We start from the raw sequence: 25,736 nt of genomic DNA on the forward strand, positions 1-25,736 counted from the left end.
TTTCGTGGGCACACACCGGCGGCGTGGTTTCAGCAGCTATTTCATATGCGCGAACCAGGGACGCACGTATTCGTCGGGGAATTGCGGCATGTCGACCTTGTCGCTCATCGCCCAGGCCACCGGCTGCTGATGCAGCGGCAGATAGAGGGCTTCGTCATGCGTGATCTTGAAGGCTTCCTTCAGCATCTCGACGCGCTTGGCCTCATCGAGTTCGGTCGAAGCCGAACGGGCCAGTTCGTCGATCTTGGCATTGGAAAGGCCATTAGGATTACTGCCGCCGAAATTGCCGTCATTGGTCGCCAGCAAGGCCTGCAGCACGCTGTAGCCGTCCATCGGCGGCAGGGAAGCCCAGCCCAGCATGTAGATGTCGAGATCGCCCTTATCCATGCGTGGAAAATAGGTTGTCTTGCTTTCGACATGAACGTCGGCCTGCACGCCGATCTTGGCCCACATCGAAGCGATCGCCAGACATATCTGTTCGTCGGCGATGTAGCGGTCGTTGGAACAGGCCAGCCCGACCTTGAAGCCATCGGGATAGCCGGCCTCCGCCAGCAGCGATTTCGCCTTGGCGACATCATAGTCCAGGGGCACGTCGATCGACTTGTCGTAACCGGTGACCTCCGGCGCGACCAGCATGCCTGACGTGCGGGACTTTCCGCGCATCAGACGCTTCTGGATCGTGCTCAGGTCGACCGCATGCCAAAGCGCCTGGCGCACCTTCAGGTTCAGCAGCGGATTGGGCTTGCCGGGCTCGGCATGAAGTTCGGGCCGGAAGCTGAAGCCGAGAAAGATTTCGCGCAGGGACGGGTTCTCGACCACCTTCAGGCCGGGGGTGTTGCTGACGCGGTCGATATCCTGCAGCGGAATCGGGGCGATCATGTCCAACTCTCCCGAAAGCAGCGCGGCGACGCGCGTGGCGGCCGACGCGATCGGACGGAATTCAACGCCCGTCAGATTGTGCTGGGGCTTGTCCCACCAATCCTTGTTCACGGCGAAGACGGAGCGCGAATCCGGCTCGTAGCTGACCAGCTTGAAGGCACCCGTTCCGTTGGCATGATTGCTGGCATAGGTAACGACGCCGGTCGAAGCATTGCCGGGCTTGAGGGCGTTGTGCTCCTCCATCCACGGCTTGCTCATCATGTATATGGCAACCAGATCGTTCAGCAGCAGCGGATAGGGTCCGCGTAAGGTCATGTCGACCGTGTAGTCATCGATCTTCTCGACGCCGGTGACAGCGGAGAGGTTTTCCTTGTTGCGCGCCCCCGGATCGATCTGGCGCTGGATGGTTGCGACCACGTCGTCGGCATTGAAGGGCTGGCCTTCGTGGAACTTGACGCCCTGCCGCAGATGGAAGCGCCAGCGGGTCGGCGAGACGGTCTCCCAGGAGGTCGCGAGCGCCGGTTCGATGGCCATATCCTTGTTGCGCCGCACCAGCGCGTCGAACACCATGTTCTGCACGCTTTGGGTAAAGCTGTCGACCTGGGCGTTCGGATCATACGAGATGACGTCGCCCGCCGACGACCAGCGCAATGTCTGCGCAAGCGACGGCGCCGTTACCGACATGACCATCGCGAGCCCCGCCAGGAGGGCCTTGACACACTTCTTCACACGTTTCTCCCATTTCTTGTATACCAATTCACATTTCAATTGGATACGATTATTCCCGTTGCTACCGTACATATCTTGTGCACAATATCAAGCCTGCCATCTTCGATTTCGCTTTCGCATGTGCAAAAGCACTGAAACACCGTTCCGGAATGGGGAATACCGATGGTCAAGTCTCTGCTCATAGAAAACGGCGTGATCGTCACCATGGACGCAGGGCGCAGGATTTTCTCGAAGGGTCATGTCCTGGTGGAGGACGACCGGATCGCTGCCATCGGCGACGCCGCGCCGCCCGCGCCAAGCCCGAATGCAACCCGCATCGACGCCTCCGGCATGGTGGTGATGCCGGGTCTCGTCGACACACACGCCCATGCGGGCCACATGTTGACCAAGGGCCTGGGAGACGATTCGGAAGCATGGATGAATACGGCCGGGCGTATCTATGCCGAGGCAACCGACAGCGAATTCTGGGCTGCGGAAGGCGCATTATCAGCGCTTGAGCGCATAAAATGCGGCACGACCACCGCCGCGCTGCTGTTTGGCGGCGGGCCGGATATTATGCGCACCGAGGCGCCCGAGGCGGCTCAGGCGCATCTGGCCGCCGTCGCCGGGATGGGCGTGCGCGAGATACTCGGTGTCGGTCCGAACCGGCCGGGCGCGGCCCACGTCTATCGCGACTACTCACGAAGCCCCTGTGCGGACATCTCCGTTTCGCCGGAGGCCCAGTTGGCCGTGTGCGCCAGACTTGTCGACGACTGGCAGGACCGCAACGGTCGTTTGCGGCTCGCGATTACCCTTCCGGTTTTCACCGCACGCGAGCTCGAAGATCCGGCAGTATACAATCTATCGCGCAAAGTGCGCGACTTTTCTCGGGAAAAGGGTATGCTGCTCATACAGGACGGGCATCGCGGAGGGTCTATCGCCGCTAATGCGGAGCGGCTCGGGCTGTTCGATGGACATTCGCTGCTGGCGCATTGCGTCGAACTGACCGAAGCCGACATTGCCGCGCTGAAAGACACCGGCGCCAAGGTGGCGCACAATCCAAGTGCGCTGATGTCGGTCTCCGGCCGCTGCCCGGCGATAGAACTGATGGAGGACGGCGTCACCGTATCGCTCGGCACGGACGCGTCGGCACCCGACCGCTCCTTCGACATGTTCCGCAACATGTTCCAGGCGCACCGCTACCATGCCCGGCATTTCAGGGACGACGCAGTCCTGCCGCCGATGCAGCTGCTGGAGATGGCGACCATCGAAGGCGCGCGCGCTTTGTCGATGGAAAGCGAGATCGGCTCGCTGGAGCTGGGCAAGCGCGCTGACATCATCCTGGTCAATATGCGCCAGCCGCATCTGTGGCCACCGGCGCATCCCGTGCAAAGGCTAGCACGCTTCGCCAACGGTGCGGACGTGGATACGACGATTGTCGACGGCCGCATCCTGATGCGCGCACGCAAGCTCGTCGACCGTGATGAGGATGCCATTCTGGATCGCGCCGAAAGGGCTTTCCATCTGATGATGAACCGCGCCGGGCTGGCATAGGCCCGTGGCAAGCCGGGACCGGAAACAGGGGGAGACCCAGATGACTGAAGACCTTCTCATTCGCAATGTCAGGCCACTGGGCGGCGCCGTGACCGATCTCTACATTCGCGACGGCCGGTTCGCGCAAGCAACCGGCGGGAAAGCGGCACACGAGATCGATGGGCGCGGGCACATCGCCCTGCCCGGCTTGGTCGAGGCGCATACGCATCTCGACAAGACGCTTGTCGGCATGGACTGGTTTCACAATCGTGTCGGCCCCACCCGCAACGACAGGATCCTCGCCGACCGGACGGCCAAGCGGGAACTCGGCATCGACGGGCGCAGGCAGTCAGCGCGCCAGATCCTGCAGACGCTGGCTTTCGGCGTCACGCATATCCGCAGCCATGTCGACGTCGACACGGAAATCGGCATCGCCAACATCGAGGGCGTCGTGGCAACGCGGGAAGCCTTCAAAGGGCTGGTCGACGTGCAGATCGTCGCCTTCCCGCAAAGCGGCATGCTCGGACGCGAAGGCACGCTGGCGCTGATGGAGAGTGCGCTGAAGGCGGGTGCCGACATCGTCGGCGGCATCGACCCGGCGACGATCGAGCGGGACCCAGTGCGCCATCTCGACGCGATTTTCGCGCTCGCCGATCGGTACGGCAAGCCGATCGACATTCATTTGCACGAGCCGGGAGAGTTAGGCGCCTTCTGCCTCGAACTGATCGTCGAACGCACCCGGGCGCTGTCCCTCCAGGGCCGCGTCATGGTGAGCCATGCCTATTGCCTCGGCATGCTGGATACACAGAGGCGGCACGCGCAGGTCGACGCGCTCGTCGCTCAAGACATCGCCGTCATGACCGTCGGCAGCCCGTCCGCGCCGGCGGTGCCGCTGCGCATATTGCGCCAATCCGGTCTCGTCGTCGCGTCCGGCTCCGACGGGATACAGGGCACCTGGGAGCCATGGGGCAATGGCGACATGCTGGAGCGGGCCAAATATCTGGCGCAGCGCAACGGCATGACCAACGATGCCGACCTGGAGGAGATGGCGCGCATCTGCACCTTCGGCGGCGCCGAGGGCATCGGCCTGACCGACTATGGGCTTTCGCCCGGGTGCCATGGCGATGTCGTGCTGGTTGGCGCGCGGACCCTTGCCGAAGCCGTCGCCCTCACCCCGCAAAAGCGCACGGTTATCCATGGCGGGCGCGTGCTTGTGCGCGACGGTGTCCTGGCCGGAGACCTGCCTGATGCCGCATAGCCATCAGACGAACCGGCGCGACGATGGTCCTACCCTGCTCACCGCGCGCTGGGTTGTCGGCCACCGTGACGGACGCCATGTCCTCTATGAAAACGGCGAGATCGTCCATGAGCACGGCACGATCCTCTTCGTCGGCCATCATTATGCCGGGCCGGTAGAGCGGCGGATCGATCATGGCATGGCTCTGATCGGTCCGGGGTTCATCGACCTCGACGCGCTTTCAGACCTGGATACCGGCGTGCTCGGCCTCGACCATCAACCCGGTTGGAAGAAGGGCCGCGTCTGGCCGCGCGACTATGTGGAAGCCGGGCCGGTCGAAATGCTGGACCCCGACGAACTGGCCTTTCAGAGACGCTATGCCTTCGCGCAATTGATCCGCAACGGCATCACCACCGCTTTGCCGATCGCATCGCTGTTCTATCGCGCCTGGAACGAAACACCGGACGAATTCGTCTCCGCCGCGCAAAGCGCCGCGGAATTGGGGCTTCGCGTCTATCTCGGGCCAGCCTTTCGCGCCGGCCATTCCGTCGTCGAAGCGGATGGCAGCATCGTCGTCGAGGTAAATGAAGCGCGCGGCTTGGCAGGCCTGAAGCAGGCCATTGCCTTCTGCGAGGAGCATGAGAGCCGGTTTTGCGGGCTGGTGCGCACGATGCTCGCGCCGGACCGGGTGGAATTCTGGACCCCCGGCCTGTTGCGCCGGACCGCCGATGCAGCGCGCGATCTCGACGTGCCTGTCCGCCTCCACTGCTGCCAGTCTTCGTTCGAGGTCGAGACGATGCGTGGCCGGTTCGGCACGACATCGGTCCGCTGGCTTCAGGACATCGGCTTTCTCGATGACAGGGCGTTGCTGCCGCATGGGACCCATGCCACCGACGACGATCTCTGTATCATCGCCAACTCCGGCGCGACATTGGTCCATTGTCCGCTGGTGATGGCGCGGCATGGCGCGGCGCTCGACAATTTCGCGCGGCTCCGCAGCCAGGGTTTGCGCATCGGCATGGGCACGGATACCTGGCCGCCAGACATGGTCTTGAACATGCAGCTTGGCCTGATGCTCGGCCGGATCATGGCCGGCAATTTCGAAACGCCGAAATCAGCCGACCTCTATGACGCCGCGACAACCGGCGGCGCCGATGCGCTTGGGAGGCCCGATCTCGGGCGCCTGCAGGAGGGGGCAGCCGCCGATATCGTCGTGTTCGACCTGTCCGGCAATCACCTGGGCCAAGTGGTCGATCCGATTGCCTGCCTCATGACATCCGCGAGCGGGCGCGACGTGCACACTGTCATCATCGACGGCCGCACGGTGATGAGCGCCGGAACGATCGCCGGCTTCGATTTCGAAACGGCCCACGGCCGTGCGCAGGCCCAATTCGAGCGCCTTCTACATCGCTATCCGCAACGCACCTGGCAACATCCCGGCATTGCGGAGATTTTTCCACCCAGCTATCGGACATTCGTGGCATGAGAGTCTTACACAAACACCTGCCGGCAATTGGAAATGATTTGCCGGCATGCAGGCCGGCGGCCTTATGACCTCGACGGCGGGCTGGCAACTTTTCTAAACTCTTGCTTTGCGAATGCTTTTCTTCGTGCGCGCTTGGACATGAACTCAGGATCGGCCATGACACTGACGATACGTAACCAGAAATCTGCCGGGTCCAAATCCGATGCGGTCTATCGCACCTTGAAACGCGCAATACTCGATCAGGCGCTGACGGCGGGAACCAAACTTCCCGAGGATTCGATTGGCGAACGGTTGGGTGTCAGCCGCACCATCGTCAGGCAGGCATTGGCAAGGCTGAACGGCGAGGGCCTGGTTGAATTGCGTCCGCACAAGGGAGCCTGCGTGGCCGAGCCAAGCCTTGACGACGGCCGCAACATCTTTGCGGTGCGGCGTGCGTTGGAGGCTCTGGCGATCGATACGCTGATCGGCAAGCTTACACCGCAGACGATCGGGCAACTCGAAGCCCATGTCGCCGCGGAAGATGCAGCAAAAGCCAACAGCACCGCGGCATCGGTTCGACTGGCCGGAGAATTTCACGTGCTCCTCGCCATGCTGACGGAAAACGATCTGTTGGTGCGCTATGTCACGGAACTCGTATCACGCTCGTCGCTCATTCTGTCGCTTTACGGACGGCCGCATTCGGCCGATTGCGCCGTCTCGGAACATCGTGAGATCATCGCCGCGCTCGCGCAGGCTGATCGGAACAAGGCGATTGCCCTCATGGAGCATCATATCGATGCAATCACCACGCGCGCGCTGCTGAAGGCCAATCCAGGAAATGATTTTCCCGATCTCCTCGCCGCCTACGCACGGGAGGAAGGCCTGTGAGGTATTGGATGGGCCCGGCTGCACGGCGTATCGTGGTTGTTTTGCGTAAATACCATCAGCGCCGAACCTTGGAGACGCTCCGTCTCGGCGCGGCGAAGCTGGCAAGCACATCCTGGCCGCAGAATTCGCTGATGGCACAGCGTTATTCCGCGTTGCCAGTTGCTGTTGGCCACCAGTTCAACCAGCGAACAAGACCGTACCTGCGAATGTACCCACCGGTGCTGCCGCGGCTTTCACTGCCAGCCTCGTAGCGCGACCTACCTTTCGTCGCGCTCAAGGATCCGCTGGCCCGGCGCCAGGTTGGGCTGCCTTCCCGCGCTTCCGAGATCGCCTCACCGGCTACGGAAGCTTTGGCCGCGAACTGCGTCGGATCGTCAACGCGATTGCCGACGAATTGGATGTTGAGGTGATTGCGGCCTGAGGCGGGCGAGGTCGGCTGGCCACTTGGCCGAAGGCACTCTACGCAGTGGCCAGTGCTTCGGCCAAGCCTTCGAGCAAATCCTCCGCTCGCTCTAAGGATATTCCGCAAGCTCGAGCATTCCACGCGACCTACCTGCCAACCGACTTCGTGGTAACTCGTTCGAGACCAAGCAGTAGTATCAGCGTTGCGGCGACCAGGATCATGGTGAGCGCCGCTCCGTTGAAGATGTCACCGCGGTCGGTCAGACTGAAGATCGCCACCGGCAGCGTCACCCAGCCTGGCGGATAGACCATCACGGTCGCGCCAAGCTCACCCATGGAGAGTGCGAAGCTTAAGCCGAAGGCGGCGACCAGATAGGGAGCGAGCAGCGGCAGCGTGACATGCCAGAGCCGGTAGGCCGGCCTGGCGCCAAGGCTCGACGCCACCTGTTCGAAATCGGGCGAAAGCCGTGCCAGCCCGGCCGAGACATTGCCGAAAGTGAAAGCCGAAATCAGCACGAAATGCGCGATCATGACGATCGCTACCGTGCCGTTGAACAGAAGCGGCGGATGGCTGAACGCAACCAGCAGGCCAAGCCCGACGGATACCGAAGGCACCGCGCTGGGGACAAAGAACAACAGGCCAAGCAGCCGCTTTAAGGCATGCGCATGAAGGCGAAGCGAAAGGGCCGCCCAGGTGCCGCTGACCAGCGCCAGGGCGCTGGCCAGGAAGCCGGTGATGAGGCTGGCCTTGACCGAATTCCAGGCCGCGCCCTTGACGACGTCGGCGTAGTGCTCCGTCGTCAAGCCATTGGGCAGCACACCGTTCCATTGGTCGGCGAGACTGGACAAAAGAATGACCGCCAGCGGCGCCAGGAACAGCACGCCGAAGATCAGCGCGAAGAGCATCCACAGCACGATCCGACCAAGGCGCGACCAGACCAGCATGACTAGACCCCCAGCCGGCCGGCGGCGAAGCGGTATAGGCCGAACAGGCCGAGCGACAGCGCGATGTTGACCACGGCGATGATGCAGGCGACCTGATAGGCCGATTCCTGGATCGCCTTGCCGTAGATCAGCAGCGGCAGCGTGATGACGCCCTTGGCGCCGATGAACAACACGATGCCGAATTCGTTGACGGTGAGCAGCAGACAGAGGCTGCCGCCGGCGATGAGCGCGGGCACCGCGGCCGGCAGGATGACTTGACGGACGATGCGGAAAGGCCTGGCGCCCAACACACTTGCCGCTTCGATCTGGCCACGATCGACCAGCGAGAAGGTGGCGAGGAGCGGCCGCAGGATGAACGGCGTGTAGACGGTGACTTCGGCCAGCACCACGCCCCAAGTCGAATAGAGGAAATCGACCGGCGGCAACGGCAGCGAGAAGGCCTCCATCAGCCCGGTGTTGAGCATGCCGGCGGAGCCGTAGAGGAAGGTGAAGGCAAGCGTCACCAGGAAGGTTGGCAGCGCGATGAAGGTGTCGATCAGCCGCGCGATGAAGCCGCTGCCGGGGAACGGCACGAAGGCCAGGATCAGTGCCAGCACGAGGCCGACCACCAGGCATCCGGCCGTGGCCGTGACCGAGATCGTCACCGTGTTGATCAGCGCGTTGAGGAAGAAGCGCGAATGCAGCACGCGAAAAATCTCGGTGGCATTGGCGACACCGCCGTCATCCAGAAAGGCCTGCCGGGCAATCAGCGCCAGCGGATAGAAGAACAGCAGGGCCAGCAGGGCCGCCGGCGGCACGATCCAGAATTTGCCGGGCTCTCTCCTGATCGCCGGCACGCCAATTGCGACGGCGTCAGACACCGGAATCTTCCGGAAGCAGCGACGTATCGGCCGGTGCGAAAAACAGCGGCACCCTGGCGCCGGGTTCCGGCAATGCCATGGGTAGTTTCGTTGCCGAGACGCGCACCGGCGTGCCGTCGACATCGAGCACGAGGTGGGTGAGTTCGCCCTGCCAGTGCACTTCCCTGAGTGTGCCGACGATGCGGTTGGTGTGCTCGGCGTCGGCCGTCAGGCTGAGATGCTGCGGCCTGATGCAGAGCAGGCTCTTGTCGCCGGCCTTCTCGTCGCGACCGGCGCCGGTGAGCACGGCATCGCCATGCCTTGCCGTGGCAAAGCCTTTCGACCCGACAGGCTCTTCAACCGTCACCGGCAGAAGGTTGGCGCGGCCGAGGAACTCGGCGGTAAAGCGATTTGGCGGACGGCGGTAGAGTTCCGTCGTCGGTCCGTGCGAACAGACCCTGCCGTCGCGCATGATGGCGATCTTGTCGGCAAGGGTCAGCGCCTCGGTCTGGTCGTGGGTGACGTAGAGGATCGTCAGGCCCGGCAGGCTGCGGTGCAGGCGGGCGATTTCCTCGACCATGTTGCGGCGGATCTGCGCGTCGAGCGCCGAGAGCGGTTCGTCGAGCAGGAGCACGCGCGGCCGCACCGCCAGTGCCCGTGCAATCGCCACACGCTGCTGCTGGCCGCCCGAAAGCTCGCGCGGATAGCGCCTGGCAAAGGCAGACATGCCGACGGTGCCGAGTGCATCCTTGACCCGCTCGGCGATCAGCGCCTTGTCGGCGCCTTGTGCCCTGAGGCCGAAGGCAACGTTGTCCTCGACCCGCATATGCGGAAACAGCGCATAGTTCTGCACCACCATGCCGAGACCACGCTCGTAAGGCGGCAGGTCGGTGACGTCGGTGGCACCGATGCGGATGCGGCCGCTTGCAGGCCGCACGAAACCCGCCACGGCCCGCAAGGCAGTGGTCTTGCCGGAGCCGGAAGGGCCGATCATCGCCAGGATCTCGCCCGGTGCGATGTCCAGGGTCAGCGGATGCAGCACGATAAGCGCGCCATAGGCGACGCTGACTTTGTCGAAGTGGACGTTGGAACCGGCGCCGCGAACCTTCGCGGCGTCGATATCCATAACACTGGTACCCGTGAAGGCGACGGCCGACATGGCGTTGTTCTCCCGACTGGTTCCCTTGGGGATCAACTTCCGGTCGCTTCGTTCCACTTCTTGACGTAGTCGGGAAGCTTGGCCAGCGCGTCATTCCAGTTCGGCGACCAGATGGTCAGGCCCTTCATCGCGTCCTGCAATTTCGCGAAGTTGGCGTCGTTCGGCGTCACGTCCTTGCGGGCCGGCAGGCCGATAGCAACGGAGCTCACCGTCGACTGCGCATCCTTGGAGAGCAGGAAGTCGATCAGCTTCTTGCCGTTGTCGCCGTTGGGAGCGCCGGTCACCAGGCCGATCTCATAGGGCAGCGCGAAGGTCGAACGGGTGCCGTCCGGCCCTGCGGGCCAGAACACCTTGATGTTCGGATTGTCTGCCATCTGCGACATGTTCATCTGCAGGTCGCCATTGGCGATGTGCAATTCGCCCTTGTTGACGAGCGCGGTCAGCTTGCCGGTCGAGGCGGACGGGCCGACATTGTTTTCCTGAAGCTTCTTCATGAACGCGAAGCCCGCATCCTCACCGCCGAAGGCGTGGATGATCTGCAGCATCACGGCGGTGCCGTCGCCGGCCTGGCCGGGCGTCGAATACTGGATCTTGCCCTTGAATTTCGGGGCGAGCAGATCGTCGTAGCTCTTCGGCGCTTCCGGGAGCGCGGCGCTGTTGTAGATGAAGTTCATGTAGTTGTTGACCAGCGGCCGGTACTTGTCGGTGCCGCCGTCGATCTGGTCGGCGCCTTGCGGCTTGTAATCCTGCAGCAGGCCGTCGGCGGCAGCGCGCTGGACGAAGGGCGGCAAGGTCACCAGCACATCGGCCTGCGGGTTCGACTTTTCCTTGGCGACGCGCTCGACGACGCCGCCCGAACCGGCCTCGATATACTGCACGGTGATGCCGGTGGCCTTGGTAAAGGCAGCGAATTCGGTCTCATACCAGCTGCCATTGCCATCATGCAGGCCGTCGGCGGAATAGATAGTGACGACGCCGTCGGCGAACGCCGGTGCGACGAGAGCCGACGACGCCAGAAGCGACGCGGCGAAGGTCATTGCGATGGTTGCGTTTCGCGATTTCATGGATCAGTTCCCCTTTGATTGATGGCACATTCTGCGATGCACTAGGACCGATCGGCTTCGTATCTCTGGCGGACGTTGAGCCGATTGGATGTCGTCGTTGTGACAACTTTGGGGATCGGCAATCGATAAGTAAAATCTATTTATTTTATGACAGACAAGCTTCCTCTGATATTTGTCATGGAACTGTCGCATCCATGTTGTGGAGGCATTCCGAGTTCGCGGAACCGGCCCGTGGTAGGGTCCCTGAAAGTTAAAAGTGATGGAAATCAGGAGAATAAAATGCCTGCCGTCTGCGCCCGCAGACGAGGATCGAACGAGCGGACTGTCACCGGACGCCCGTCGAGGATTTCGAAGCAGCGGGCGAGCGTGTCCTCTTCAAGCCGGCGCATCGCTTCCGCGGTGAAAAATGTGAGATGCGGAAAGAGGATCACATTGTCGCGACCGAACAATGCGCTCATCGGATGGCCGGACTTCGCCAAAGGCTCGACCGAATAGACGTCGAGCCCGGCGCCGGCTATGCGCCCGGCGAGGATCGCCTCGACGAGTGCCGCCTCATCGATCAGCGCGCCGCGAGAAACGTTGATGATGACGGCGGAAGTTTTCATGCAAGCGAGTTCGGCCTTGCCGATCAGGCCACGCGTCTTGTCGTTCAGCACACAATGGATGGAAACGAAGTCGCAGGTCCGCAGCATGGTGTGGAGATCGTCGGCCTTCTCGATGCCGGCAGCGTGCATCGTCGCAGCATCGACGCCAGGATCGAAACCAAGAATCCGCGCGCGAAACCCTTGGCCTGCCATGCGTGCCATGCTGCGGCCGATCTTGCCGCAGCCGACGAGCCCCAGCGTGGCGCCGGAAATGTCACGTCCGAGCCAGTGTTGCGTGGGCCAGACCCAGCCGTCGCGCGACACTGCCGCCGTGATGGCCGGCAGCCGCTTGGCAAGCGCGATCATCAGGGCGAAGGCGCCTTCGGCGACGGTCTCCTCGGCATATTCGGGCACATTGACGACGGGAATGCCGCGCCGGATCGCGGCGGGGATGTCGATGGCATCGACGCCGACGCCATATTTGACGATGCCCTTCAATTTCGGTGCGGCGTCGATCACCCGCGCCGTAATCGGCGTGTAGCACATGAGCAGAAGATCGGTGTCAGCGACGGCCTTGATGAGATCGTCTTCGGGAATGCCGTCAGGCAGTGTCGCGAGTTCCACGCCGCGCGCCCGCAAACCGGCGTCAATCCCGGGGCATTCGAGTTCCCGATCGGTGCGCACGGCCTTCATGGTCAGGCCGCCAGCACGGCGCGCTCGACAATGTCGAGCGCCCGGTCGAGATCACTCTTCGAAATGACCAGCGGCGGCGACAGCGTCAGCACGTTACCCTGGCTGATCTTGAAGCTCAGGCCCTGCTCCAGGCAGGCATAGAAGACCCGTTCGGCAAGCGCGCGCGCCGGCTGCCGCGTGGCCCGATCCTCGACCAGTTCGACGCCGACCATCAGCCCCCTGCCCCTGACATCGCCGACATGGGCCGAGCGAGCCATCAGGTCTTGCATGCGTCCCAACATATGTTGGCCAAGCTCGGCCGCGCGCTCGACCAGCCCTTCCTCAAGGACGATGTCGATCGTGGTCAGCGCGGCGCGCGTCGTCACCGGGTTCTTTTCGTGGGTGTAGTGACCGATGGCGAAGCCGCCGGTGACGTCGAGGTCGCGCCGCGCAATGACGGCGGCGATCGGCAGGATGCCGCCGCCCAGCGATTTGCCGAGCACGACGATGTCGGGCGTCACGCCATCATGCTCGTGCGCGAAGAATTTGCCGGTCTTGCCGAGGCCGGTCGGGATCTCGTCGAAGATCAGCAGCGTGCCGCGCCGGTCGCAGGCTTCGCGCACCCGCTTCCAGAAGCCGGGCGGCGGCGGATTGGGCGTCGCCCGCATCGGCTCGGCGACGACCGCCGCCACATCCTGCTCGCGGCCGAGCACATAGGCAATCATGTTGGCGCAGGCGGTCCCCGACGCTTCCAGCGAATCGTGGCCGTAGGGACAGCGATAGCCGTCCCAGGGCGCGACATGCTCGGTGCCGGTCATCATTGGGCCGGCGATGTGCGAACGGAAAGTCGCTTCGCCGCCGACACTTGCCGCGCCGAAACCGGCGCCGTGAAACGCATCCCAGAACGACACCGTCTTGAAGCGGCCTGTCGCGGCACGCGCGATCTTCAGCGCCACTTCGATGGCATCCGAGCCGCCTGTCGTGAACAGCACCTTGCCGAGATCGCCGGGAGCAAGTTCCGCGAGCTTTTCGGCCAGCTCGACAGCGGGCTCGCAGGTGAAGCGGCGCGGTGCGAAGCAGAGATCATCAAGCTGCTTCTTGATAGCGGCCACCAGCCTCGGATGGCCGTAGCCGAGATGATGCACGCTGTTGCCATGGAAATCCATGAAGCGCCGGCCGGCCGTATCCTCGATCCAGATGCCTTCCGCTTTGGCGATCGTCGACAGGCAGGGACTGGACAGGCTCTGGTGCATGAAGGCGGCAGCGTCGCGGTCGAGCAGGCCGCGGATACGCAGATCATCCTGGCCGGCGTCCCAGCGGCCGCGCGCCGCCGTGGTGTTGGAATCACCCTCGGTATGCACGAGCTCAGATATTGCGGCCATAACGCTCTCCGAAACGCGAATGAGGGAGCGTGGAACGCCCCCTCGTTTTGTCCTGCCAGTCAGTGTGATCCGGTCAGGACCAGGGCAGCGAAAACGTCTTCACATTGGTATAGCTCTTCATCGCCTCGATGACGCCTTCCTTGTAGCCATTGCCTGAATCCTTGATGCCGCCAAAGGGCGACATCTCGATGCGGTAGCCCGGCACTTCCCAGATATTGACCGTGCCGACCTGCAGACCGGCGATGTATTTCTGCATGCGTGGAAACGAGTTGGTGCAGACACCCGATGACAGGCCGAAGGCGGTCGAGTTGGAGAGCGCAATGAGTGCCTCGTCATTGTCAGGCGCGCGCACGATCGGGATGATCGGCCCAAACGTTTCTTCCATCACCAGTTCCGACTTATGCGGTACGCGATCGACGACGATCGGCGGCAGCAGCGCACCCTGGCGACCGGGATTGTAGAGGATCTCGGCACCTTGCTCGGCGGCCATGTGGACGCGGGCTTCGAACAACGCCGCCGCCTTCTCGTGGACTACGGTGCCAAGATCGGTCGAACGGTCCATCGGATCGCCGAAGCGGATCTTCTTCGCCCGCTCCAGCACCAGCGGCACGAAACGGTCGGCGACGCTTTGCTGAACGAGAATGCGCTTGACCGCCGTGCAGCGCTGGCCGGAATTCTTCGTCGCACCGGCGACGGCGAGATCGGCGGCCTTGGCTAGATCGTCATCGGAGAGATCGTTGAGGATGATCAGCGGATCGTTGCCGCCGAGTTCCAGCACCTGGCGCCTGTAGCCGGCGGTGCGGGCGATCATCTTGCCGACCGGCACGCCGCCGGTGAAGGTGATCAAGTCGATATTCTCGTTGGTGATCATCTCGTTGCCGATGTCGACCGGCCAGCCGGTCACCACCGAAAGCATTTCCGGCGGCAGGCCGGCTTCATAAAGAATGTCGGCCAGCAGCAGCGCAGTCATCGGCGTCAGTTCGGTCGGCTTCACCACCACGCAATTGTTGGTGGCGATCGCCGGCGCCACCTTGTGCGAGACCATGTTGAGCGGATGGTTGAACGGCGTGATCGCGGAGATCGCCCTCAGCGGCTCGCGGGTGGTGAAGATCTTGCGCGCCTTGCCATGCGGTGTGAGATCGCAGGAGAAAATCTGGCCATCATCCTGGATGCACATCTGCGCCGACAGCGTGAACACGTCATAGGCCCGGCCGACTTCATAGAGCGAATCCGTCTTGGAGATGCCGAGTTCGAGCGTGATCAGATCGGAGATCTCTTCCCGGCGCGACGCCAGCGCTTGCGCGGTGCGAAACAGGATCTGCTGGCGCTCATAACGCGTCAGCTTCGACTTATAGCCGGCGGCGATGTCGAACGCCTTGCGGGCATGCTCGGCGCGGCCCGCCGGCACGGTGCCGATAACGGTATCGTTCCAGGGGTAGCGCACCTCGACGACGCCGTCGGCATCGACCTTCTTGCCGGCGATACGCATCGGCTCATGACGAACTTTGATGGCAGGGTCAAGCTTGGTCATGTGAGTCTTCCCGGTGCTTAGTGAGCCACATCGAACTTTTGTCGGCGCGACCATCGCGTCTTGGCGATGCTTCCCCCACTCCGTCGCCGCTGCGCGGCGCCACCTCTCCCCTCTCCGGAGGGAGAGGAAGGAAGCCAAGATCGGCAACCCGCGCGCCCTTCCTCTCCCCCGTCGATCGGGGGAGAGGTGCCGAGCGAAGCTCGGCGGAGTGGGGGTCGACAATCGCGCTCGACATCAAGCCTGCGCCGCTGCCATCGTTGCGTAGAGGAACGCGTCGAAATTGCGCAGCGTCGGCTCGTTCGGCAAATCCAGCAGCACGCGGTTGACGATGAACGGCACCTCCTGCTCGGTCAGCCCGCCATGCGAGCGCAGCGGTTCGTTGAGCGCCGCCAGATCATGTCGGTGTTCGCTGGTGCCAATGGTCTTGTTCTCCGTCGAGATCAGCACGATGTCACCGATGCGGTCGGCCGGTAGCTCGAAACGCTCGCAAGCCGTCGGGCTGTCGACGACCAGCATAATGCCATCGATCTTGGCCAGCCGCGCCATGATGCCGGCCCGGTCGGCGCCATCAGGAAGATAGGCGGTGGCAAACGAGCCGAGGGCGCCGTGGTGCACAACATAGGGGTCGGTGATCGGCAGGATGACTCTGGCGGCGTCCTTGCCCAACCACTCGTCCAAAAGGTCCTGGATATAGACGACGTCGGGCGAACCGTCGGCCTTGTGCTTGGGCTTCATGCCATGGTCGGCGGTGACGACGATCGCCGCGCCCAGCGCATCGAGTTCGGTCAGGTACTTGTCGAACATTTCATAGAAGGCGTTGGCCTGCGGCACGCCAGGCGCGTATTTGTGCTGCACATAGTCTGTCGTCGTCAGGTACATGATGTCGGGGCGGAACTCCTTCAGCAACTGGACGCCAGCGGCGAAGACGAATTCCGACAGCTCGGCCGAATAGACCTCGGGCACCGGCAGGCCAAAGTGCTTCGAGGCATTGTCGATGCCGTGTTCTGCGACAGTCGTGGTGTCCGACTTTTCCGCCGAGAGACACAGCGCGCGGCCTTCGTCGAAGGCCAATCCCTTGCCGAGCAAGGCGCGCAGCTTGTCCTTGGCGGTGACCACCGCGACCTTGGCGCCGGCATCATAGAAAGCCTGGAAGATCGTCGGCGCGCGCAGGAAGCGCGGGTCGTTCATCATCACTTCCTTGCCGGTCTCGCGCTCGTAAAGATAGTTGCCGCAGATGCCGTGCACTGAAGGCGGCCGACCAGTGGCGATCGACAGATTGTTGGGATTGGTGAAGCTCGGAATGACCGAGTGGGCGAAGCGCACCGTGCCCTTTTCCTTGATCCTGACCAGAGCCGGCATCAGCCCGGCATGAATAGCTTCGTCGAGATAGGCCGGCTCGCAGCCGTCAAGGCAGATGGCGATGGCCGGCACACGCGGCCAGGCGTAGGTGCGGCCGTTGACCGCGACATTGATCGGAGACATCTGGTTCATCGAAAATCCCTTGAATAGTGCCGCTTCAGGCGGCGAGTTTGGCGCGCTCGGCGATTGCAGCGGCGGGTGGGGCAGCCGTGTCTACGCCCATTTCCTTCAGTGACTGGGCCGCCGCCCCGACGACGCGGCGCATGACATGTTCGTCCATCTGGCCGATGCAGCCGACGCGGAAGGAGTCCACGGCGGTCAGCTTGCCCGGATAGATGATGAAGCCCTTGTCCTTCATCAGCTCGTAGAAGCGGTCGAAGGCGAAATTGGCATGGGCCGGGTTGAAGAAGGTGACGATGATCGGCGACAGCCAGCGGTCTTTCAACAAGGTCTCGAAGCCAAGGTCGCGCATGCCGGCCACCATCACGTCGCGGTTCCTGGTGTAGCGAGCACCTCGGCCGGCGACGCCGCCCTCGGCCTCGTGCTGGCGCAGCGCTTCGAGGAAGGCAGCAACGACATGTGTCGGCGGCGTGTAACGCCACTGGCCGGTCTTGTTCATGTGCGCCCACTGGGCATGGACATCGAGCGACAGCGAGTGGCTGCGGCCCCTGGCGGCCTCCAATTCGTTCTTGCGGGCGAGGATGAAGCCAAAGCCCGGCACGCCCTCGATGCATTTGTTGGCGGAGGAGACCATCGCCTCGTAGCGGATATCGTTGACATCAAGCGCGACGGCGCCGAAGGCGCTCATGGAATCGACGAGCAGCTTGCGGCCCTTGGCGTGGACGGCTTCGGCGATCTCGGCGACCGGATTGAGGATGCCCGAACTGGTCTCGCAATGGATGGCGATGACATGCGTGATCGCCGGGTCGGCCTCGAGAGCCGCCGCCACCTCGTCACCGCGCGGCGGCAGATAGTCGCCCTTGTCGATCAGCATATAGGCGCGACCAAGATACTGCATGGTCTGCGCGGCACGCAGGCCGTAGGCACCGTTGGCCAGGACCAGCACCTTGCCATCCCTGGGCACGAACGAACCCAGCATCGCCTCGACGCAAAAGGAGCCGCTGCCTTGCATCGGCACGCAATCGAAATCGCCAGTCGTGTCGCCGGTCAGCGCCAGCAGGCGGCGGCGCATATCGGCGGTCATGCCGCGAAAATCGCCGTCCCATGATCCCCAGTCGCGCAGCATGGCCTGCTTGACCGAATAGGCCGTGGTCAGGGGGCCTGGGGTCAGAAGATAGGGCTCGCCCAGTGCCGGACTGGCCAGCGGCTCGGCGGCAAATTTGGTCTCGGCGAGCATGGTGTCCTCCGACAGATCGCTGCTTTTTGATATGGCCTAAGTTTCGGCCTGAATGACATATTTGTAAAATCGTTATTTTGTATCGATGTATCGATTTGGACGATGGATAAGTTTGCCGGCTTCATCGAGCAGTTCCGCCTTGTCATGCCACCGCGGAAGCCATCTCATCCGCAACCCCGCCGCCCTTCGCCAGCCGGCTTTCGAGCAGATCGCCGCTTTGCGTCAGCAGGGGATAGGCGACCGACGCCATCAGCGAGTTGATTTCCTTCAATGCCCCGACCGCCTCGAGATGGATGTCGCTCGTGTCGATGCTCTGCGGCATTCCCGATTGCAGGCGCTTCAGGTGACGATCATGGCTCATGCGTTCCAGCTTGCGCATCCGCTCCTTCTGGATGACGAGTTGCCGCGCCGAGTCGAGATCGCTCGACACCAGCACGTTGAGCGCAAGCTGCATGTTAGCCATGACACGGTTATGAAGCCCGGACAGTTCGCTCCAGCCATCGCGTGAAAAGCGCAGGTTCTTGTCGCGCAATTCCCGGGCGAGCACGAGCAGGTTCTTGGCGACGATGTCGCCGGCGCGTTCGAGATTGATGGCGAAATCGGTGAGTTCGATACCGCGCTGGGCTTCGGTCGCGGTCATGCTGCCGCGATTGACCTCGGCGATGTAGAGCTTGATCTCGGTATGGGCGCGGTTGACCTCGTCATCGAGCTTCTGCGCCTGGCGGATCTGATCGGCGGTGCCGGCGTCGAAGAAATCCATCACCGGACGCAGCATCACCTCGACGACCTCGCCCATGCGCAGCAACTCGCGGGTGGCACTGGCCAGCGCGAGACCTGGCGTGCGCATGACGGTACGATCAAGCGCGCTGCTGCGGCGCGACATGAGGTCCGCGCGTGCCTTTGCCGGCGGTCTGTCGGCGATCAGCAAGGTCACCAGCCTTTCCATCATGCCGGTGAAAGGCAGGCAGCAGGCGACGAGTGCCAGATTGAAAGCGAGATGCAAATTGACCAGTTGCCGGCCTTCGGTCGAACCAAACAGATGGGTCGGAAACACCACCGCCTGAAGCGCAAACAGGGCGGCAAGTGCTGCCGCGCCACGGAAGATCAGATTGCCGAGCGGGACGCGGCGCGCCTCGACGGCCTCGCCTCGCGTGAGCCACACGGCGATCAGCGCGCCGCCGCAATTGGCGCCGAGGATGAAGAAAAGACCGACCTCGACTGGCAAGACTCCCTGCGCGGCGAGCGTGACGAACAGCAGGATTGCCGCCACGCTGGAGTGGATCAACCACGTGAACAGCGCGGCAGCGGCAAAGGCGGTGAAATAGTCGGCGCGCAGATAAGAGATCACCAGGGGCAGCAATGTGCTCTGCCGCATCGGCGCGGTCGCCTCGCCGATCATGTGCAGCGACAACAGCACGAAGGCGATGCCCATCGTGATGCGTCCGCCTTGCTTGATGCTGCGTGCCTCGAACTTCAGGAACATCGCGCCGCCGACCAGGATTAGCGCCGGTATCAACCAGCTGAGGTCGAACGACAGCACCTGCACGACCAACGCCGAACCAAGGTCGGCGCCAAGCAGGATCGCCAGCCCGGCGGTCACCGACACCATGCCGCTGGCGACAAACCCTGCCGCCAGCACGGCGACGGCGGTGGAACTCTGCAGCAGGACGGCAAGCACGATGCCAATCCCCGCCGACCTGACCCGCGCATCGCGAGCCTGTCGCAGGGCATCGCGCAATGCAGGCCCGCAGGCCCGCTCGACGCCCGTGCGCACCATGCGCACGGCCCAAAGCAGCAGCATGACAGCACCCGCCAAATGCAGCAGGATGATGGAAAATTGCATGGTTACGCCTCCGGGTGTCCGTGGCCGGCAAAGACGTCGACCCTCACTCAGGCTAGATTTGGCTGAACATAAGTCAAATCGTTCATTTCTATTTTTCAATTAATGTGGCTTATGATAGGCTTCCGGGATCTCGAAGGGCGGAAAAGATGCGCTACGTCCAGTTGCGGGCCTTTCATCAGGTGGCGATTTCAGGCGGTTTTTCACGCGCTGCGGAAGCGCTGTTCCTGACCCAGCCGGCCATCTCGGACCAGGTGCGCAAGCTCGAGGAAGAGTATGACGTCCTGCTCTTCAACCGGAACAAGAAGCAGGTCAGGCTGACCCATTCGGGCCAGAAGCTGCTCGAAATAACCCACCGCATGTTCGACACCGAGCAACAGGCACTCGAACTGTTGACGGAATCGCGCGCCCTGCGCGCCGGCACGCTGCGCATCGTAGCCGATGCAGCGCATCATCTTCTTCATATCCTCGGCAGCTTCCGGGCGCGCTATCCCGGTGTCCAGGTTTCGGTGCGCGCCGGCAACACCGAGACGGTGATCAGCAGCCTCTACAGCTACGATGCCGACATCGGCGTGCTGGGCGAGGTGCCTACGGGGCGCGACTTCGAAGTGCTGAAGCTCAACTCCACGCCGATCATCGCTTTCGCCTCCATCGATCATCCGCTGGCGGGTAGGAAATCGCTGACCCTCAAGCAACTCGCGCTGGAATCGCTGGTGATGCGCGAGCGCGGCTCGAAGACGCGTCAGAAGCTCGAAGAACTCGCCGCGGTGTCGAAGATCGAATTGAGACCCGTGATCGAGGCCGAAGGCCGCGAGGCGGTCCGCGAAATCGTCGCCTCGGGCGCCGGCATCGGCTTTGTCTCGGCGGCCGAGTTCGGCCAGGATTCGCGGCTGGTGGCGATTACCATCGACGCCCCCGAGACCTTGATGGACGAAGCGCTGATCTGCCTGCGTGAACGCAGCGGCGGCAAGCTCGTGCGCGCTTTTCTCGACATGGCGCGTTCCATGTCGGTGGATTAAGCTGCAGCTTTCACCTCCACCACATCCGCCTTCACCCGCTCCGACTTTGGATCGTAGGGACTGCGCAGATGCGCCGTGGCAGTATGGCGCACGCCGGCAAGGTCGATCTCGAAACGTCCGCCGGTGACGAACGCGGCATCGACGCCAGCTTCATTCTCGATCAGTCCGAGCGCTACCGAGCGGCCAAGCGTGTGGCCGTAGGCAGCCGAGCGGACTTCGCCCACCGGTTTGCCGTCGCGCAGGATCAGTTCACCGCCCCACAGCATCGGTTCGGCATCGTCGAGAGTGAACAGCACGACGCGCTTTACTGGTGCCGCCGATGACTTTGCCTTGACCAACGCCTCGTGGCCGATGAAGCCGCCGGGTTTGTCCATGGCTACGGCAAAGCCGAGCCCGGCCTGCCAAGGGTTGATGTCAGGGGTCAATTCCCGACCCCAGGCACGAAAACCCTTTTCGATGCGCAAGGCGTCGAGCGCATAGTAGCCGGCGTCCAGCACTCCGAATTCGCGGCCGGCATCATGCAGCGCCTCGTAGACGCCGACGGCAAATTCGGTCGGCACGATCAGCTCCCAGCCGAGCTCTCCGACATAGGTCATGCGGTTGGCATAGGCGGTGGCATGGCCGATATCGATCTCGCGGATGGTGGCGAAGGGAAAGCCCGCGTTGGAGAGATCGGCCGACGACAGTCTGGCGAGGAGATCGCGCGAGCGTGGCCCCATCACGGCCAGCACGGCGTAGGCGGAGGTGACGTCAGTCAGGATCGCATGCGCATCGGCCGGAATGTTCTTGATGATCCAGTCGGCGTCGTGGACCGCTTGCGCGGACCCTGTGACGATGAGGAATTTTTCCGCGCCCAGCCGCATCACGGTGAGATCGCTTTCATAGCCGCCACGCGCGTTGAGCACACCCGTGTAGACCGACGTGCCTATAGGTACATCGACATTGCCGGCGCAGATCCGGTCCAGCACGGCGCAAGCGTCGCGGCCCTGGACAAGCAGTTTTGCGAAAGACGTCTGGTCGAAGATGGCGACAGCCTCGCGCGTCGCCTTCATCTCGCGGCGGACCGCCTCGTGCCAATTCTGGTGGCCGAAGGCATAGTCATTCTCGGGCTTCTCTCCCGGTGCGGCGAACCAGTTGGCGCGCTCGCAGCCCATCTTGGAGCCGAAGCAGGCGCCCCTGGCGGCCAGCCGGTCATAGAGCGGCGAGCGGCGGAACGGCCGCGCGGTGTCGAGTTCCCGGTTCGGCCATGGCATGGCGTAGTGCAGGCCGAGCGTCTCCTTGACCCGGTCATGCAGCCAGCGCGGGTTGTTGTTGAACGAGGCGAAGCGCCTGATGTCGACCGGCCACAGATCCATGGTCGGTGCGCTGTTGACGATCCATTCGGCCAGTGCCCTGCCCGCGCCGCCGGCACTGGCGATGCCCATCGAATTGAAGCCAGCGCCGACATAGAAATTCTTCAGTTCCGGTGCTTCGCCGAGGATGAAATTGTTGTCCGGCGTGAAGCTTTCGGGACCGTTGTAGAATTTCTTGACCTCGGCATGCGCCAGCTGCGGCACGCGGACCAGCGCGTTTTCCATTAGGATTTCGAACTGGTCCCAATCGTCGGGCAACAGCGCGAACTCGAAATTTTCGGGGATTCCATTCATGCCCCACGGCTTGGCATGCGGCTCGAAGCCGCCCATCACCAGGCCGCCGACCTCTTCCTTGAAGTAGATGAAGCCGTCAGGGTCGCGCATCACAGGCAGGTCCGGGTGCACGCCCTCGATCCTGCCGGTGACGATGTACATATGCTCGGCCGAATGCAGCGGCACCGAGACGCCGCACATCAAACCCACCTTGCGCCCCCATTGGCCGGCGCAGTTGACGACGATCTCGGTGGCGATGTCGCCGCGCTCCGTTTCGACGCCGCAGGCGACGCCGTTTTTCACCGTGATGCCGGTGACCTTCACCCGCTCGAATATCCTAGCGCCGCGGTTGCGCGCGCCCTTGGCCAGAGATTGCGTCAAGTCTGTGGGATTGGCCTTGCCGTCTCCCGGCAGCCAGACGGCGCCGACGAGATCGTCCGTCGCCATTACCGGCCAGAGATCTGCAGCCTCCCGGGGCGAGATGACGTCGATCTCCACGCCCTGAGCACGCGCCGACGCGGCCGTGCGCTTCAGCACCGTCATGCGATCAGCGGTGCGCGCAACAGACAGCGAGCCGCAATTCTTCCAGCCGGTGGCAAGGCCGGTTTCGGCCTCCAACTCGCTGTAAAGCTGGGTGGAGTATCTGATCAGGCTGGTCATGTTCGAATGGCTGCGCAACTGACCGACAAGACCGGCAGCATGCCAGGTGGTGCCGCCGCTGAGTTGTCCCTGCTCAAGCAGGACAACATCGGTCCAGCCGAGTTTTGTCAGATGATAGGCGACCGAGCAGCCAATGATGCCGCCACCGACGATGACAACGCGAGCGTGGGTGGGAAATTCATTTGCCATGAGCGTTCCGCCATTGGAGGGATGGTCGGGACACTAACACAGAGAAACCAAATATCAACTCAAAAAGTCACAAAATATCACATCAAGCAACGAGGAGCTCTGGCCCCTTTCGCGAAAGCGCCTCCGCAAGCGTTGGTCCGGGATTGGCGTCGACGATAACGCCGGCAGCCCGTTCGAAATTCGGAATCCTGAGCGGTGTCAGCTTGCCGAACTTGCTGCTATCGAGCACGAAATAAGCCTTGCCGGCGAGCGCGATCATACGGCCGCGCTGCTCGGCGCCGGCACGGGTGAAGTCCGTCACGTCGCCTTCCGGCGACAGGGCGCCGCCACCGAGAAAGGCGATGTCGACGCGAAAGCGGCCCATTGCATCGAGTGTGTCGATGCCGGAAGCCGCCTCCTCGCCCGGATCGATTTCGCCGCCCAGCATATGCACGCGCATGCCCGGGACATGGCACAGATGCAGCGCTATCTTCAGGCTTGCCGTGCAGATGGTAAGATCGCGCAACTTGATCATGGCCTGCGCGACGGCCAAGGTGGTGGTGCCGGAATCGAGAAAGACCACCATGCCATTCCTGATCAATCCGACGGCCGCCTTGCCGATCGCCGCCTTGCCATGAGCGTTTTCCTGGCTGCGCAAGCTCATCGCCGGTTCGCTCGGTTCAAAGCGGGCAGCACCACCGTGCACAATGTCGAGTTGTCCCTGATCCGACAGCAGCTTCAGATCACGACGGATGGTTTCGCGCGAGACATCGAAGAAGCCGGCGAGTTCAGCAATGCTGACTGATCCCTGGGCGCGAACGCGTTTCAGGATCTCAGCATGGCGACGGGGCGCAAGGACTCGGCTGACAGCAGGTTGCGATTCAGACATGCTCCACCTTGGCCAAGCCCCGGCAATGTTGCAAGATGCGGCATTTGCCGGTGTGCCCAACTTGATGGTCGATACCACCATCGCTTCTTAATCGGCAAACACAACCGCACGGCGCCCCGCGAGCTTCGCCGCCAGCTCGTCTGAGAGGAAACCTGCATGTGGCGAGCAGGCACCAATTTCGGTATCCGTGGACAGAGTTCCGCCTCCTGCGGTGACATGGTTCACTTGTCACGGGCAGGCAGTGGAAGCGTAATTTGCCAAAATCGATATGCGCACAAATCCTCGCCCGGATAATTTGCGACGACAGCGGAAATGATCATCGGTGACTCACCCATAGGCTGGCGACAAAGCAGATCGACGACGCAATGATCAAATTTCGAAACAAAAAGCATGACCCGACGCTTCAGACTATGTCTCGCATGCCCCAGCTCATGGACAAACGCTCCCCGAGCGGCGTGAAACGAGCGATCAGCGAAACGAGCGACTGGCCGCTTTTTGCCGAGAAGACGACATCCGGCATCCAGGTGGTAGGCAGAAACGGCCGCAACCACCCCAAGCTGATGCCTTGGATGGCCGGCACCAGTGCCGCGGGCACATCGCCAAGCACGCGCATATAGACGGCGCCACTGGCCAGCCCTCCGAAGAACAGCCCTGCCATGACCGTGCCAAGCGGTCGTAAGCCGCCGATCATGCCAACGATGATGCCGGCATAGCCAAGCCGGACAAGGTTGTCGGCGCGCAGCCTATGCGCCACGCCGAACAGCTCGATTGCGCCGGCAAGTGCCGCGAGCGCCCGGCTTGCCATCAGGATGATGGTGACCGTGCGGCCGATGTTGACGCCCTTGTGCCGAAGCGCCTCTGGATTGTAGCCAAGGTCACGGATCGCGTAGCCAAGCGGCGTCCGCGACAGCACCATTGAGCAGATGGCGGCGGTGAGAAGGGCAACAGCACGCCTGCATGCAACCTGCTGCTGCCAAACAATGCGGGCAGGAAGGCTTCGGTGGGCAGCATTGGCGACTGTTGGTAGAAATCGTGCCGCCGCTCTCACCCCACGGGCCGCCCTGCAACATCCAGGAGAGCAGGTAGACGACGAGATAGTTGAGCATCACCGTCGAGATGATTTCATTGACGCCGAAACGGTTCTTGAGCACCGCGGCGAGCCAGCCAAGCGCCACGCCGGCCGCCATGCCGAAAACGAGCACGCCAGGGAAGAACACCACGCCTGGCAGGCTGGCCAGCACCTGCGCGCCGAGATAGCCGCCCATGGCGCCTGCAAACACCTGACCTTCCTGGCCGATGCTCCACAACTGTGCGCGGAAGGCGATGACGGTGGCCAGGCCGGTAAGGATAATCGGCGTCGCCTTGACCAGCGTCGTGGCTATCGCCTTGGGCGAGCCGACGGCGCCTTGCACGAGTGTTGAAAAAACCTGGCCGACATTGGCGCCGGTCGAGGCGGGCAGCAGGGCGGACACGGCAAGTCCGGCGGCAATGGCCATGGCGAAGGACGCGGCGGCCATGGGCCATCGCGCTC

Annotated in this window: 20 protein-coding genes; 5 read left to right on the forward strand and 15 right to left on the reverse strand. The window is 62.9% G+C overall.

The genetic code is table 11. The features are described from left to right. Nucleotides 1-36 precede the first annotated feature (36 nt). Entirely contained in the window at nt 37-1,608 is a 1,572-nt protein-coding gene (locus FJ941_RS05670; RefSeq protein WP_140503792.1) for an ABC transporter substrate-binding protein, read from the reverse strand. 162 nt (nt 1,609-1,770) lie between these two features. On the opposite strand from FJ941_RS05670, the gene FJ941_RS05675 reads away from it, so the two are divergent. From FJ941_RS05675 to FJ941_RS05690, 4 genes are all read left to right on the forward strand, one after another. Then, a complete protein-coding gene (locus FJ941_RS05675; RefSeq protein ID WP_140503793.1) occupies nt 1,771-3,141 on the forward strand; it encodes an amidohydrolase family protein in 1,371 nt (456 codons plus the stop codon). A gap of 40 nt (nt 3,142-3,181) precedes the next feature. Then, nucleotides 3,182-4,378, forward strand: a complete 1,197-nt coding sequence (locus tag FJ941_RS05680; RefSeq protein WP_140503795.1) for an amidohydrolase — start codon at nt 3,182-3,184, stop codon at nt 4,376-4,378. After that, nucleotides 4,368-5,843, forward strand: a complete 1,476-nt coding sequence (locus FJ941_RS05685; RefSeq protein WP_140503797.1) for an amidohydrolase family protein — start codon at nt 4,368-4,370, stop codon at nt 5,841-5,843. Before FJ941_RS05680 ends, FJ941_RS05685 begins: the two co-directional genes overlap by 11 nt. A 156-nt stretch (nt 5,844-5,999) precedes the next feature. Continuing rightward, nucleotides 6,000-6,710, forward strand: a complete 711-nt coding sequence (locus FJ941_RS05690) for a GntR family transcriptional regulator (protein WP_140503966.1) — start codon at nt 6,000-6,002, stop codon at nt 6,708-6,710. Nucleotides 6,711-7,259: 549 nt separating this feature from the next. Here the strand turns inward: FJ941_RS05690 and FJ941_RS05695 are convergent. From FJ941_RS05695 to FJ941_RS05740, 10 genes are all read right to left on the reverse strand, one after another. Continuing rightward, nucleotides 7,260-8,057, reverse strand: coding sequence for an ABC transporter permease subunit (locus FJ941_RS05695; protein ID WP_140503798.1), 798 nt, complete (start codon nt 8,055-8,057; stop codon nt 7,260-7,262). 2 nt (nt 8,058-8,059) lie between these two features. After that, a complete protein-coding gene (locus FJ941_RS05700; protein ID WP_140503800.1) occupies nt 8,060-8,917 on the reverse strand; it encodes a 2-aminoethylphosphonate ABC transporter permease subunit in 858 nt (285 codons plus the stop codon). Further along, the gene (locus tag FJ941_RS05705) at nt 8,910-10,055 is read right to left on the reverse strand and encodes an ATP-binding cassette domain-containing protein (RefSeq protein WP_140503802.1); all 1,146 of its coding nucleotides are present in this window, start codon (nt 10,053-10,055) and stop codon (nt 8,910-8,912) included. Before FJ941_RS05705 ends, FJ941_RS05700 begins: the two co-directional genes overlap by 8 nt. A 32-nt stretch (nt 10,056-10,087) precedes the next feature. Next, nucleotides 10,088-11,119, reverse strand: coding sequence for a 2-aminoethylphosphonate ABC transporter substrate-binding protein (locus FJ941_RS05710; protein WP_140503803.1), 1,032 nt, complete (start codon nt 11,117-11,119; stop codon nt 10,088-10,090). Nucleotides 11,120-11,385: 266 nt separating this feature from the next. Continuing rightward, entirely contained in the window at nt 11,386-12,396 is a 1,011-nt protein-coding gene (locus tag FJ941_RS05715) for an NAD(P)-dependent oxidoreductase (RefSeq protein ID WP_140503805.1), read from the reverse strand. A gap of 2 nt (nt 12,397-12,398) precedes the next feature. Then, nucleotides 12,399-13,757, reverse strand: coding sequence for an aspartate aminotransferase family protein (locus FJ941_RS05720; protein ID WP_140503807.1), 1,359 nt, complete (start codon nt 13,755-13,757; stop codon nt 12,399-12,401). Nucleotides 13,758-13,830: 73 nt separating this feature from the next. Continuing rightward, on the reverse strand, nt 13,831-15,288 hold the full coding sequence (phnY, locus tag FJ941_RS05725; RefSeq protein WP_140503809.1) for a phosphonoacetaldehyde dehydrogenase: 1,458 nt from the start codon (nt 15,286-15,288) through the stop codon (nt 13,831-13,833). Nucleotides 15,289-15,522: 234 nt separating this feature from the next. Beyond that, the gene (gene phnA, locus FJ941_RS05730) at nt 15,523-16,779 is read right to left on the reverse strand and encodes a phosphonoacetate hydrolase (protein ID WP_140503811.1); all 1,257 of its coding nucleotides are present in this window, start codon (nt 16,777-16,779) and stop codon (nt 15,523-15,525) included. Between the two features lie 25 nt (nt 16,780-16,804). Then, complete coding sequence (locus FJ941_RS05735) at nt 16,805-18,004, reverse strand: 2-aminoethylphosphonate--pyruvate transaminase (protein WP_140503812.1); 1,200 nt, start codon at nt 18,002-18,004, stop codon at nt 16,805-16,807. Nucleotides 18,005-18,146: 142 nt separating this feature from the next. Beyond that, nucleotides 18,147-19,847 (reverse strand): Na/Pi cotransporter family protein, encoded by a 1,701-nt coding sequence (locus tag FJ941_RS05740; RefSeq protein WP_140503814.1) that lies wholly within the window; start codon nt 19,845-19,847, stop codon nt 18,147-18,149. 146 nt (nt 19,848-19,993) lie between these two features. On the opposite strand from FJ941_RS05740, the gene FJ941_RS05745 reads away from it, so the two are divergent. Then, nucleotides 19,994-20,863 carry a LysR substrate-binding domain-containing protein gene (locus FJ941_RS05745; RefSeq protein ID WP_140503816.1) on the forward strand — a complete coding sequence of 290 codons (870 nt, stop codon included), beginning with the start codon at nt 19,994-19,996 and terminating at the stop codon, nt 20,861-20,863. Here the strand turns inward: FJ941_RS05745 and FJ941_RS05750 are convergent. The 4 genes from FJ941_RS05750 to FJ941_RS29640 all read right to left on the reverse strand — a co-directional run bounded on the left by FJ941_RS05750 (nt 20,860) and on the right by FJ941_RS29640 (nt 25,722). Then, nucleotides 20,860-23,337, reverse strand: coding sequence for an FAD-dependent oxidoreductase (locus FJ941_RS05750; protein WP_140503817.1), 2,478 nt, complete (start codon nt 23,335-23,337; stop codon nt 20,860-20,862). The genes FJ941_RS05745 and FJ941_RS05750 overlap by 4 nt on opposite strands. Nucleotides 23,338-23,419: 82 nt before the next feature. Then, a complete protein-coding gene (locus tag FJ941_RS05755; protein WP_140503819.1) occupies nt 23,420-24,205 on the reverse strand; it encodes a DeoR/GlpR family DNA-binding transcription regulator in 786 nt (261 codons plus the stop codon). Between the two features lie 403 nt (nt 24,206-24,608). Further along, a complete protein-coding gene (locus FJ941_RS29635; protein WP_281405561.1) occupies nt 24,609-25,187 on the reverse strand; it encodes a hypothetical protein in 579 nt (192 codons plus the stop codon). Next, entirely contained in the window at nt 25,081-25,722 is a 642-nt protein-coding gene (locus FJ941_RS29640) for an ABC transporter permease (RefSeq protein ID WP_140503823.1), read from the reverse strand. Before FJ941_RS29640 ends, FJ941_RS29635 begins: the two co-directional genes overlap by 107 nt. Nucleotides 25,723-25,736 lie beyond the last annotated feature (14 nt).

Source organism: Mesorhizobium sp. B2-3-13, assembly GCF_006442195.1.
In the GTDB taxonomy this organism is placed as follows: Bacteria; Pseudomonadota; Alphaproteobacteria; order Rhizobiales; family Rhizobiaceae; genus Mesorhizobium; species Mesorhizobium salmacidum.